Origin of the sequence: Paraburkholderia sp. SECH2 (genome assembly GCF_030464795.1) — a bacterium.
GTDB classification, from domain to species: domain Bacteria; phylum Pseudomonadota; class Gammaproteobacteria; order Burkholderiales; family Burkholderiaceae; genus Paraburkholderia; species Paraburkholderia aspalathi.
In genome coordinates this window covers 129,148-142,000 of record NZ_JALPRH010000015.1, presented here as the reverse complement: position 1 = coordinate 142,000, position 12,853 = coordinate 129,148, and the positions used below count along the sequence as shown (strand labels likewise).

Sequence of the window (12,853 nt, the reverse complement as noted above, 5' to 3'; positions counted from 1 at the left end):
TATTCTATCGGTCCAATTTGACGTGCGGTGCAATAGGGGCTAGTTCAAGCCAAACCCGGCACCCAAGGTATCGCAACGTATAAGGCACGTCATGAACGTCAGCGTCTTCGATCTGTTCAAGATCGGCATCGGTCCCTCAAGCTCGCACACCGTCGGGCCGATGATTGCTGCTTGCCGTTTTGCCTCGCATATCGAAGACGCCAATCTGCTGAGCTTCGTGCGGCGCGTCAAGGTCGAGCTGTTCGGCTCACTCGGCGCGACCGGGAAAGGGCATGGCACGGACAAGGCGGTACTGCTCGGCCTCGAAGGTAATCTACCCGATCTGATCGACCCGGACGTGATCGAACCGCGCCTGCAGGCGATTCGCGAAACGAAGCAACTGGTGCTGCTCGGCAAGCATCCGGTCAAATTCGACGAGCGCGAACAACTCGGCTTCTTTCGCAAGTTGATGCCGGGCGCGCCGGGCTCGAGCATCGTGCATCCGAACGGCATGCGTTTTCAGGCCTTCGACGAGAATGGCCAGTTGCTGGTGGAGAAGGAGTATTACTCGATCGGCGGCGGCTTTGTGATCAATCGCGAGGGCGACCGCGTCAATGGCTTGCGCGCTGGGGCGGAGGTGCCGTTTCCGTTTCGGACCGGCGACGATCTGATGCGTGTGTGCCGCGAAACCGGTTTGTCGATCGCGCAGGTGACGCTGCGCAACGAATGCGCGTCGCGTACCGAACAGGAAGTGCGCGAAGGGCTGCTGACGATCTGGCGCGTCATGTCCGCCTGCGTCGAACGTGGCTGCAAGGTGCGTGGCGAGTTGCCCGGCCCGATGCACGTGAAGCGCCGCGCGGCTGACCTGTGCGCGCAATTGCGCTCGCGCTCGGAAGAATCGCTGCGCGATCCGCTGTCGATGCTCGACTGGGTCAACCTCTACGCGATGGCCGTGAACGAAGAGAACGCAGCGGGCGGGCGCGTCGTCACGGCGCCGACCAACGGCGCCGCCGGCGTGATTCCCGCGGTGCTGCATTACTACGTGAAGTTCATGCATGCGTCGAACGACGAGGGCATCGTCACCTTCCTGCTGACGGCTGCGGCGATCGGCATCATCTACAAGGAAACCGCTTCGATCTCGGGCGCCGAAGTGGGCTGCCAGGGCGAGGTCGGCGTTGCGTGCTCGATGGCCGCCGCGGCGCTCGCTGCCGTGATGGGCGGCACGCCGACGCAAGTCGAAAACGCCGCCGAGATCGGCATGGAACACAACCTCGGCATGACCTGCGACCCGGTCGGCGGCCTCGTGCAGATTCCCTGCATCGAACGCAACGCGATGGGCGCGATCAAGGCGCTCAACGCGGCGCGCATGGCGATGAAGGGCGACGGCCAGCACTACGTGTCGCTCGACAACGTGATCAAGACGATGCGTGAAACCGGCGCGGATATGAAGACCAAATACAAGGAGACGTCGCGCGGTGGACTCGCCGTGAACGTCATCGAGTGTTGAACAAGTTGAGAATCAAAGAGTAACAACAGGACCCAAAGGACCAACAATGAGCCGCTATTCGATATTCAGCCTGTTGCGCAACGGGATGTCGTATCACGAGAACTGGGAGCGTCAGTGGAAGAGCCCCGAGCCTAAGCGTGAATACGACGTCGTGATCGTCGGCGGCGGCGGGCATGGCCTCGCCACTGCCTATTACCTCGCGAAGGAGCATGGCGTGCGCAATATCGCCGTGCTGGAGAAAGGCTGGATCGGCGGCGGCAATACCGCGCGCAATACGACCATCGTGCGCTCGAATTATCTGTGGGACGAATCGGCCGCTCTCTACGAGAAGGCGATGAAGCTGTGGGAAGGTCTCTCGCAAGACCTGAACTACAACGTGATGTTCAGCCAGCGCGGCGTGATGAACCTCGCGCACACATTGCAGGACGTGCGCGACACCGAACGCCGCGTGAATGCAAACCGGCTGAACGGCGTGGATGCCGAATTCCTCACGCCGGAGCAGATCAAGGAAATCGAGCCGACCATCAATCTGAACAGCCGCTATCCGGTGCTCGGGGCGTCGATTCAACGCCGCGGCGGTGTGGCGCGCCACGACGCGGTGGCGTGGGGCTTCGCACGCGGGGCGGATCAGCATGGCGTCGATATCGTGCAGAACTGCCAGGTCACGGGGATTCGCCGCGACGGCAGTCAGGTGGTCGGCGTGGATACCACCAAGGGCTTCATCAAGGCGAAGAAGGTTGCGGTGGTTGCGGCGGGCAATACGTCGTCGCTCGCCGATATGGCGGGTATCCGTTTGCCTCTGGAGAGCCATCCGTTGCAGGCGTTGGTCTCGGAGCCGATCAAACCGGTCGTCAACACGGTGGTGATGTCGAACGCGGTGCACGCGTATATCAGCCAGTCCGACAAGGGCGACCTGGTGATTGGCGCGGGCGTCGATCAGTACACGGGCTTCGGTCAGCGCGGCAGCTTCCAGATCATCGAAGGCACGCTCGAAGCGATCGTCGAAATGTTCCCGGTGTTTTCGCGCGTGCGGATGAACCGCCAGTGGGGCGGCATCGTGGATGTATCGCCGGATGCGTGCCCGATTATCAGCAAGACCGACGTGAAGGGGCTTTATTTCAATTGCGGCTGGGGTACGGGTGGCTTCAAGGCGACGCCTGGGTCGGGGTGGGCTTATGCACACACGATCGCGAAGGACGAGCCGCATCCGCTGAACGCGCCGTTCTCGCTGGATCGGTTCTATACCGGCCATCTGATCGACGAGCACGGCGCTGCTGCTGTTGCCCACTAACGCACATTAGGAAAACCAGATGCTTCTGATCGAATGCCCTTGGTGCGGGCCACGCGCCGAAACCGAATTTTCCTGCGGCGGCGAAGCGGATATTGCGCGCCCGCTCGACACCGACAAGCTCACCGACAAGGAATGGGGCGACTACCTGTTCATGCGCAAGAATTCGCGCGGCGTGCATCGCGAGCAATGGATGCACGCGCAAGGATGCCGCCGCTGGTTCAAGGCCCAGCGCGATACCGTGAGCTACGAGATTCAGGGCTACGAGACGTTCGAACGTCCTCTGCTCGCGATGGACAGCACCGACGCTAACGCACAAGACAAGGCACACGAGGGCAAGGCACCATGAGCCAGAAAGACCGACTCCCCAGCGGCGGGCGCATCAACCGTGCGATCGTACTGAACTTCACGTTCAACGGGCGCAAGCTTCAGGGTTATCAGGGCGACACGCTCGCGTCCGCGTTGCTCGCGAACGGCGAACACTTCGTGGCGCGCAGCTGGAAGTACCACCGGCCGCGCGGCATCGTGACGGCGGGTGTGGAAGAGCCGAACGCGGTTGTGCAGCTCGAAACCGGCGCATACACGGTGCCGAACGCGCGTGCGACTGAAGTGGAGTTGTATCAGGGACTCGTCGCGACCAGCGTGAACGCGCAGCCGAGCATCGAAAAAGACCGCATGGCGATCAACCAGAAGTTCGCACGCTTCATTCCGGCGGGCTTCTACTACAAGACCTTCATGTGGCCGCGCAAATTCTGGCCGAAATATGAGGAAGTGATTCGCGATGCGGCCGGTCTCGGCAAGGCGCCCGAGCAAACCGACGCGGACCGCTACGACAAGTGCTTTGCGCACTGCGACGTGCTGGTGGTCGGCGGTGGCCCGACGGGGCTGGCGGCCGCGCATGCGGCGGCATTGTCCGGCGCACGCGTGACGCTGATCGACGATCAGCCGGAACTCGGCGGCTCGCTGCTGTCGTGCCGCGCGGAGATCGACGGCAAACCGGCGCTGCAATGGGTCCACAAGATCGAAGACGAGTTGCGGCAGATGCCCGATGTGAAGATCCTGTGCCGCAGCACCGCATTCGGTTACCAGGACCATAACCTCATCACCGTCACGCAGCGGCTCACCGAGCATCTGCCGGTGTCGCAGAGAAAAGGCACGCGCGAACTGATGTGGAAGATCCGCGCGAAACGCGTGATTCTCGCAACAGGCGCGCATGAGCGGCCGATCGTATTCGGCAACAACGATCTACCGGGCGTGATGTTGGCCTCGGCCGTGTCGACCTATCTGCATCGCTATGCGGTGCTACCGGGCCGCAATGCCGTCGTGTTCACGAACAACGATGACGGCTATCAATGCGCGCTCGATCTGAAAGCGGCCGGTGCCCAGGTGACGGTCGTCGATCCGCGGGCGGCCGAATCGAAGGGCACGCTGCCCGCGCTTGCGCGGCGCTATGGCGTCAAGGTGATGAATGGTGCTGCTGTGACAGCGGCGCACGGCAAGCTGCGGGTTGCCTCGGTCGAAGCCGCGTCGTATTCGAACGGACAGGTCGGTGCGAAGCAGGGCGATCTACCCTGCGATCTGCTCGCGATGTCCGGCGGCTGGAGCCCGGTGCTGCATCTGTTCGCGCAATCGGGCGGCAAGGCGCACTGGCATGACGACAAAGCCTGCTTCGTGCCGGGCAAGGCGATGCAAGCCGAGACGAGCGTTGGTGCGTGTGCCGGCGATTTCACGCTAGGACAGGGGATTCGCTTCGCGGTCGATGCCGGTGTCGAGGCGGCGCGTGCAGCGGGGTACATCGTTGCGCGGCCGAATCCGGTGCACGTGGCCGAGGTTAGCGAAACGAAGATGCAGCCGCTGTGGCTGGTCGGCGGCCGCGAACTGGCGACGCGCGGGCCGAAGCAGTTCGTCGACTTCCAGAACGACGTGTCGGCAGCCGATATTTTTCTCGCGGCGCGCGAAGGTTTCGAATCGGTCGAACACGTGAAGCGCTATACGGCGATGGGTTTCGGCACCGATCAGGGCAAGCTCGGCAACATCAATGGTATGGCGATTCTCGCGCAGGCACTCGGCAAGACGATTCCCGAAACCGGCACGACGACGTTCCGCCCGAACTACACGCCGGTTACGTTCGGCACGTTTGCCGGCCGCGAGCTGGGTGAGTTTCTCGATCCGGTGCGCAAGACCGCGGTGCACGAATGGCACGTGGAAAACGGTGCGGCGTTCGAGGACGTCGGCAACTGGAAGCGCCCCTGGTACTTCGCGAAGGCCGGCGAGGACATGCATGCCGCGGTTGCGCGCGAGTCGCTCGCGGTGCGCACGAGCGTCGGCATTCTCGATGCTTCGACGCTCGGCAAGATCGACATCCAGGGCCCCGATGCGGCGAAGTTGCTGAATTGGGTCTACACGAATCCGTGGAGCAAGCTGGAAGTCGGCAAGTGCCGCTACGGCCTGATGCTCGACGAAAACGGCATGATCTTCGACGACGGCGTGACCGTGCGTCTTGCCGACCAACACTACATGATGACGACCACCACGGGTGGCGCAGCGCGCGTGCTGACGTGGCTCGAACGCTGGCTGCAAACCGAGTGGCCGGATATGCGCGTGCGTCTCGCTTCCGTGACGGATCATTGGGCGACGTTTGCGGTGGTCGGTCCGAACAGCCGCAAGGTCCTGCAGAAAGTTTGCCACGACATCGACTTTGCGAACGCGGCGTTCCCGTTCATGAGTTATCGCGAAGGCACCGTGGCGGGTGCGGCATCGCGCGTGATGCGCATCAGCTTCTCGGGCGAACTGGCTTATGAAGTGAACGTGCCCGCGAACGTCGGCCGCGCGGTGTGGGAGGCGCTGATGGCCGCGGGCGCGGAATTCGACATCACGCCGTATGGCACGGAAACCATGCACGTGCTGCGTGCCGAGAAGGGCTACATCATCGTCGGCCAGGACACGGATGGGTCGATGACGCCGTACGACCTCGGCATGGGTGGGCTGGTCGCGAAGTCGAAAGACTTTCTCGGCAAGCGCTCATTGACGCGTTCGGATACGGCGAAGGCCGGCCGTAAGCAACTGGTCGGGCTGCTCGCGGACGATCCGTCGTTCGTGATCCCCGAAGGCTCGCAGATCGTCGCCGGTCCGTTCCAGGGCGATACCGCACCGATGCTCGGCCACGTCACGTCGAGCTATTACAGCCCGATCCTGAAGCGCTCGATTGCAATGGCGGTAGTGAAGGGCGGTCTCGACAAGATCGGCGAAACGGTCACGATTCCGCTCGCGAGCGGTAGACAGATTGCGGCCAAGGTCACCAGCTCGGTGTTCTACGACAGCGAAGGAGCACGTCAACATGTGGAATGAAACAAGAGGGACAGTGTCGGCGGTGGATCGTGCTGTCGGCCAGCAAACGGGTGTGTGGCAGGAGTCGCCGCTGGTGGGCGCGGATGCGCTGCTGAAGAAGCATCAGGCGACGGTGTCGGCGGCGTTCCGTTTGAGCGAGCGGCCGTTTCTGGAACTGGTGAACGTGCGCGGCGACACGCGTGACGCGGCGTTCGTGAGCGCGGTGGAAAGCGTGATCGGCTGCCGGCCGCCCGAGAAGGCGAACACGATTGCACGCGGCAATGGCTACGACATGCTGTGGCTTGGCCCTGACGAGTGGCTGGTGCGCTCGGCCATGGCGCACGACGCGACGCGTACCGCGCCGTTGCAGGCGAAACTCGGCGCGGCATTTGTGGGCGTGTTCGCGTCGGCGGTGGATATCGGCAGCGGCTATACGGTGCTCGAGATCAGTGGCACTCGAACGCGTGAAGTGCTGGCGCGCGGTTGTCCGCTCGATCTGCATCCGAAACTGTTCAGCGAGGGGCAGTGCGCACAGAGTCACTTCTTCAAGGCGTCGATGACGTTGTTGCCCACCGGCGCAGACAGCTTCGATATCATCGTGCGCCGCAGTTTTGCGGACTACTTCGTTAAGATCATGCTCGATGCGGCCGAGCCGCTGATGTCGTGAAGCGCGGCGGGTGGTGTCCTGCTAGTGAGGCACCGCTCGCGGCTTTCCCGACCGCCGACTGACATGACGTCGACACGTCTAGCCACCGCGCGTCTCACCGAACGCGCATGCCAACAGGGCGATGCCCATGCCGCGCTCGCGCTGCTCGATCAGAGCATCGTCTTGCGGCACCGGCGTATCGCGTTGATCCGCTATCTCCTTGCACAGCAGTTGGGCGCGCCGCTGCAGTCGCGGCATCACGAATACGTTGAGAAGATCGCCGCTCGTTTGAGTGCGGATGCGCTCGCGCGGATTGCCGGCGCTGCGCGGGCGCGGTTGCGGCCCTAACGACGCCCTCGTTCCATCCCGATGACGTATTCCTTCTATGTGGCCGATTTATGTCGGCGTCTACTGAATACGCACTGATCGGAACGTCCACGCGGCAGCCGCCGCATCAACGAGGGCATGACATGTCTACCGTTTTTCAGCCTCGCGCGAGCGCAGCCGCCAGACTCGAACGTCTGCCGTTCTCCGGATATCACCGGACCATTTTCATCATCATCGCGATCGCGTTCTTTTTCGACTCGGTCGATCTCGGCACGATGACCTTCGTGCTCGGTTCGATCAAGAGCGAATTTCATCTGTCGAGCGCGACGGCAGGGTTGGTTGCGAGTGCGAGCTTCTTCGGTATGGTGATCGGCGCGGCGGTTGCCGGATTGCTGGCCGATCGCTTCGGACGGCGCCCCGTATTTCAGTGGAGCATGGTGCTGTGGGGGCTCGCGTCGTATCTGTGCTCGACCGCGCAGAGTGTCGAAGCGCTGATTTTTTATCGTGTGCTGCTTGGTATTGGCATGGGCATGGAGTTTCCCATTGCGCAGACGCTCCTTTCCGAATTTGTGCCTGCCAAGTCACGCGGACGACTGATCGCGTTGATGGATGGCTTCTGGCCGCTCGGGTTTATCACGGCGGGCGTGGTTTCGTACTTCGTGTTGCCGGCGTTTGGGTGGCGCACGGAGTTCGCACTGTTGGCGATTCCCGCCGTGTTCGTGTTAATTGTGCGCCGCGTCGTGCCGGAATCGCCGCGCTGGCTGGAGCATCGCGGACGCCTCGCCGAGGCGGACAAGATCCTCGCCGAGGTCGAAGTGAAGGTGATGAAAGCGGCCGGACTGAGCCAGTTGCGCGCACCGGTGATGCTGCAGGAACCGCCGGCTGCGAAGGGTACGAGTGCATTCCGCGAGATCTGGAGCGTGGCCTACCGGCGTCGCACGATCATGGTGTGGACGCTGTGGTTCTTTGCGTTGCTCGGTTTTTATGGGCTCACGTCGTGGCTCGGTGCGTTGATGCAACAAGCGGGTTTCGCTGTGACGAAGTCGGTGCTGTATACGGTACTGATTTCGCTCGGCGGGATTCCGGGTTTTATCTGCGCTGCGTGGCTCGTGGAGCGCTGGGGACGTAAGCCGACCTGTATCGCGTCGCTGACCGGCAGCGCGGTGATGGCTTATGTCTACGGGCAAACCGCGCTGCACGCGCAAACGCCGACGCTGCTGATTTGCGCCGGACTTGCGATGCAGTTTTTTATGTTTGCGATGTGGGCGGTGCTTTACACCTATACGCCTGAGCTTTATGGCACGGGAGCGCGGGCTACGGGGTCTGGGTTTGCGTCAGCGATTGGACGTGTGGGCTCGTTGATCGGGCCTTATGTAGTCGGCGTGGTTCTGCCGACGTTCGGGCAAGGCGGCGTGTTTTCGCTTGGCGCGATGTGTTTTGTGATCGCTGCCGCGGCAGTATGGATCATGGGGATCGAGACGCGTGGGTTGGCGTTGGAGACCTTGGTGTCTGAAGCGGTTGAGTCGGACGCGCAGGGAGTGTTGAGTCCTGCGCGGGAGTGACGCTTGCTGGGCAAGAGGAAAAAGGCCGCGACTAGTTCGCGGCCTTAAGCGTCCTTCTACTGCTACGCCAGAGAAGACCTACGCTGGATGATCGGTTGATCGAGCGGTTTGCTCGGCGTGTCAGTCTTTTGCTGCGTTCAGATAGTGAATGAATTCATATGTCGGCGCGCACGCTTACCATTCCGAGCGCAACTCCTTCTGGTATTCGAGGCTATCCGATTCCTTGCTCGTCCACACTCCGAAAACGTCTGTCTTGAGTTCCCGCTTCCGCGAAACCATTCCATTCGCGACGAAGTACGGCGTCTCCACCCGCGCCAGCGCCTCCCGCCCGCGAATCCCATCGGCGATCTTCTCCGCGAGCATGATCGTCGGCGCGTTCAGATTGCCGGTTGTGATCTGCGGCATGATTGACGCATCGACCACGCGCAGCGCCTCGAGCCCATGCACGCGTCCCTCGCTATCCACCACGGCCATATCGTCATAACCCATCTTGCACGAGCACGACGGATGAAACGCGGTCTCCGCACGCATGCGCACAAACGCGTCGAGTTGCTCATCGGTGGTCAACTCCGCGCCCGGATTCAACTCACGCCCGCGATAACGATCAAGCGCAGGCTGACGCATGATCTCGCGCGTAATACGAATCCCGTCACGGAATTCACGCCAGTCGAGCGGATCGGCCATGTAATTGAACAGGATGCTCGGATGCGCGGCGGGATCGCGTGAAGTGAGCTTCACGCGTCCACGGCTTGGCGAACGCATCGAGCCGACATGCGCCTGGAAACCGTGCATCTTGATCGCGTTGGAACCGTTGTAGTTAATCGCGACGGGCAGGAAGTGATACTGGATGTTCGGCCACAAGTCCTCATCGCGGGTACGGATGAAGCCGCCCGCTTCAAACTGATTGCTCGCGCCAATACCCGTGCCGTTAAACATCCATTCAAGCCCGATGGCAGGCTGATTCCACCATTGCAACGCGGGATACAGCGAAACCGGCTCCTTGCATTCGTACTGGATGTACATCTCCAGATGGTCCTGCAAGTTTTCACCGACACCAGGCAGATCGTGCACGAGTGGCACGTCGAGTTCGCGCAGCCACGTCGAACGGCCCACGCCTGAGCGTTGCAGCAACTGCGGCGAGGCAATCGCGCCACTGCACACCAACACTTCGCGGCGCGCATGCGCAGTTTCAGCACTACCGTGATGCAGATACGTGACGCCTATCGCACGCTTGTCGAGGAACAGCACGCGATCGGTCATGGCATGCGTCACGATGGTCAGATTCGGGCGTTTCTTCGCGCGATCCAGATAGCCGCGTGCGGTGCTGGCGCGTCGGCCGTTCGCCGTGACCGTGCGATCCATTGGGCCGAAGCCTTCCTGCTGGTAGCCGTTCAGGTCGTCGGTACGCGGGAAACCCGCCTGCACGCCGGCCTCGACCATCGCCGCGAACAAGGGATTGTTGCCCGGCTTGCTCGTCGTCACATGGACCGGGCCGTCGCCGCCGTGATACGCGTTTGCGCCGACATCGCGTGTTTCGGCTTTGCGGAAGTACGGCAGGCAATCCAGATAGGTCCAGTTTTCCAGCCCAGAACGCGTTGCCCAACCGTCGTAGTCGAGCGCATTGCCGCGGATATAGCACATGCCGTTGATCAGCGACGAACCACCGAGCCCTTTGCCGCGTCCGCACTCCATGCGGCGGTTGTTCATATGCGGCTCGGGGTCGGTTTCGTACGCCCAGTTGTAGCGCCGACCTTGCAACGGATAGGCGAGGGCCGCAGGCATCTGCGTGCGGAAATCGAAGCGGTAGTCGGGGCCGCCTGCTTCGAGGAGCAGCACGGTCACGTCCGCGTCTTCGGTCAGGCGCGAAGCGAGCACGTTGCCCGCCGAACCCGCGCCGACGATGATGTAATCGTATTCGTTCGAAGCCATCGCCAACCCTCCTTAAAACACCGGTTGATACGGGCCGAGTTCGACCTGCACGGACTTGATGCGCGTGTAGTGTTCGAGCGTGGTGATACCGTTCTCACGGCCGACGCCCGATTGCTTGTAGCCACCCACCGGCATTTCCGCGGGCGACTCGCCCCAGGTGTTGATCCAGCAGATACCCGCTTCGAGCCGATGAATCACGCGATGTGCACGTGCCAGGTTCTCGGTGACAACGCCCGCGGCAAGACCGTAAGCGGTGTTATTAGCGCGCGAGATCGCTTCGTCTTCGTCGTCGAAAACGAGGATGCTCATCACCGGGCCGAAGATTTCTTCGCGCACGATGCGCATGTCGTCATGGCAGCCGGTGAAAACCGTCGGCTCGACGTACTGGCCGTTGCCGAAGTGGCCTTCCGTCAGCCGTTTGCCGCCTGCGAGGAGCCGCGCGCCGTCCTGCACGCCGCTTTCGATGTAGCCAAGCACTTTCTGCAATTGCGCGGCGCTGACCAGCGGACCGAAGTTGGTGTCGGCGTCCGTGGGCGCGCCGACGCGAATCCGTTTTACGCGTTCCAGCACCAGCGCTTCGAACCGTTCCAGCACGCTACGCTGCACGAATACACGTGTGCCGTTCGTGCAGACCTGGCCGGAGCTGAAGAAGTTGGCGTTCATCGCGATGTCGGCGGCGCGTTCGAGGTTGGCATCGTCGAAGACGAGCAGGGGGGACTTGCCGCCCAGTTCCATCGTCACTTCTTTCAGCGACGAGGCGCCTGCCAGCGACATCACCTTCTTGCCCGTTTCAACGCCGCCGGTGAACGAGATCTTCTCGATGTCGGGATGTGCGGCGAGCATCGCTCCCACGCGGCCGTCGCCTTGCACGACGTTGAACACACCGGCTGGTACACCGGCTTCGGTATAAATCTCGGCGAGTTTCAATGCGGACAGCGGAGTGATTTCGCTCGGCTTGAAGATCATCGCATTGCCGGCTGCCAACGCGGGCGCCGATTTCCAGCATGCGATCTGGATTGGGTAATTCCATGCGCCGATACCTGCGCATACGCCCAGCGGTTCGCGCCGCGTATAGACAAACGACGAAGGCCGCAATGGAATCTGCTGACCTTCAATCGCGGTCGCCAACCCTGCGTAGTACTCGATCACGTCCGCGCCGGTGACGATATCGACCGCCCGAGTCTCCGCAATCGCTTTGCCGGTGTCGCGTGTTTCGAGTGCGGCGAGTTCGTCATTGCGTTCACGCAGGATCTCGACCGCGCGGCGCAGGATGCGCGAGCGCTGCATCGCCGTGAGCGCGGCCCACTCGCGTTGGCCATCACGTGCCGATTGCACCGCGCGATCCACGTCCGCCGCTGAGGCTTGTTGCACGGCGGCGAGCGTTTCGCCCGTGGCGGGGTCGAGCGTGTCGAAGGTCTCACCGCTCGTCGCGTCGACGTAGGCGCCGCCTATATAGAGACGTTGCGTTTCGAATACCGCCATGAGTTGCTCCTTTTTTCGGAAATGTTCGCTGGTCTAGTTACGTGCTTCCAGCACCAGATCGATGTATTCGTTTGCCATGCGCAGTGCAGCCTTGGTATCGAACGGCTCACCGGACAAAGCACCGCGCAGCCATAGCCCGTCGATCAACGCCGCGAGGCCGCTCGCCGCACGGCGCGCCGCCGGACGCGGCAGCGCTTTGGAAAAATCCGCGCACAGGTTCGAGTTCAGGCGCCGCGTGTTTACGTATTGCAGCCGCCGCAATTGCGGCTTGTGCATGCTCTCGGACCAGAACGCGAGCCACGTTTTCATGACGGGGCCGCTGGTCTGCTCGGCGTCGAAATTCGCCGCGACGACCGCGCGCAATTTCGAACGTGGATCGGCCTTCGCCGCACGACGACGTCTCGACGTGGCTTGCCACAGATCGCGCAGCACGTGGCGCATGGTGGCTTCGAGCAAACCGTCCTTGTCGCCAAAATAGTGGCTGACGATGCCGGTGGAAATGCTCGCGCGCTGCGCGACCGAAGCGAGCGTCGCACCGGCGAGGCCAGTCTGGTCGATGGTCAGCAGGGTTGCGTCGATCAGCTGGGCGCGGCGGATTTCGCGCATTCCGAGTTTGGGCATGGGGCTGGAGGCGGCGGGCGCAGGCCAGCCGCTCAAGTGTTCGATGGGGAATACTAGTTTTTTTATATTGAACGGTCAATCAATAAAAACCGGGCTGCATCAGCGTGGACGTGGGTTGCGCCCGGCGTGTCGGTTCCTGCCAAACCGGTGTCGTGTTCGGTACATGTCCTTTGTTTCAGCGGGCG

10 protein-coding genes are annotated in these 12,853 nt (G+C 62.2%); 7 read left to right on the top strand and 3 right to left on the bottom strand.

What is annotated here, in order from left to right; genetic code table 11:
- The first annotated feature begins 91 nt into the window (after positions 1 to 91).
- The 7 genes from M0D66_RS23680 (at position 92) to M0D66_RS23650 (ending at position 8,636) form a co-directional block, all read left to right on the top strand.
- On the top strand, positions 92 to 1,486 hold the full coding sequence (locus M0D66_RS23680) for an L-serine ammonia-lyase (protein WP_093644463.1): 1,395 nt from the start codon (positions 92 to 94) through the stop codon (positions 1,484 to 1,486).
- 46 nt (positions 1,487 to 1,532) lie between these two features.
- The gene (locus tag M0D66_RS23675) at positions 1,533 to 2,777 is read left to right on the top strand and encodes a sarcosine oxidase subunit beta family protein (RefSeq protein WP_054038698.1); all 1,245 of its coding nucleotides are present in this window, start codon (positions 1,533 to 1,535) and stop codon (positions 2,775 to 2,777) included.
- 19 nt (positions 2,778 to 2,796) lie between these two features.
- Positions 2,797 to 3,123, top strand: coding sequence for a sarcosine oxidase subunit delta (locus M0D66_RS23670; protein WP_093644461.1), 327 nt, complete (start codon positions 2,797 to 2,799; stop codon positions 3,121 to 3,123).
- Positions 3,120 to 6,122: a sarcosine oxidase subunit alpha family protein gene (locus M0D66_RS23665; protein ID WP_211706347.1), complete on the top strand. Its 3,003-nt coding sequence runs from the start codon at positions 3,120 to 3,122 to the stop codon at positions 6,120 to 6,122. Before M0D66_RS23670 ends, M0D66_RS23665 begins: the two co-directional genes overlap by 4 nt.
- Positions 6,112 to 6,768 carry a sarcosine oxidase subunit gamma gene (locus M0D66_RS23660; RefSeq protein WP_093644458.1) on the top strand — a complete coding sequence of 219 codons (657 nt, stop codon included), beginning with the start codon at positions 6,112 to 6,114 and terminating at the stop codon, positions 6,766 to 6,768. Before M0D66_RS23665 ends, M0D66_RS23660 begins: the two co-directional genes overlap by 11 nt.
- 63 nt (positions 6,769 to 6,831) lie before the next feature.
- Complete coding sequence (locus M0D66_RS23655; RefSeq protein WP_063499004.1) at positions 6,832 to 7,095, top strand: hypothetical protein; 264 nt, start codon at positions 6,832 to 6,834, stop codon at positions 7,093 to 7,095.
- A gap of 122 nt (positions 7,096 to 7,217) precedes the next feature.
- Complete coding sequence (locus tag M0D66_RS23650; RefSeq protein ID WP_211706348.1) at positions 7,218 to 8,636, top strand: MFS transporter; 1,419 nt, start codon at positions 7,218 to 7,220, stop codon at positions 8,634 to 8,636.
- Between the two features lie 174 nt (positions 8,637 to 8,810).
- Here M0D66_RS23650 and betA read toward each other — a convergent pair whose 3' ends face one another.
- Genes betA through betI form a run of 3 tightly spaced genes read right to left on the bottom strand, consistent with a single transcriptional unit; the run spans position 8,811 to position 12,668 of the window.
- Entirely contained in the window at positions 8,811 to 10,565 is a 1,755-nt protein-coding gene (gene betA, locus M0D66_RS23645; RefSeq protein ID WP_244869744.1) for a choline dehydrogenase, read from the bottom strand.
- Between the two features lie 12 nt (positions 10,566 to 10,577).
- Positions 10,578 to 12,047: a betaine-aldehyde dehydrogenase gene (betB, locus tag M0D66_RS23640; RefSeq protein ID WP_211706349.1), complete on the bottom strand. Its 1,470-nt coding sequence runs from the start codon at positions 12,045 to 12,047 to the stop codon at positions 10,578 to 10,580.
- Between the two features lie 33 nt (positions 12,048 to 12,080).
- On the bottom strand, positions 12,081 to 12,668 hold the full coding sequence (betI, locus tag M0D66_RS23635) for a transcriptional regulator BetI (RefSeq protein WP_093644449.1): 588 nt from the start codon (positions 12,666 to 12,668) through the stop codon (positions 12,081 to 12,083).
- Positions 12,669 to 12,853 lie beyond the last annotated feature (185 nt).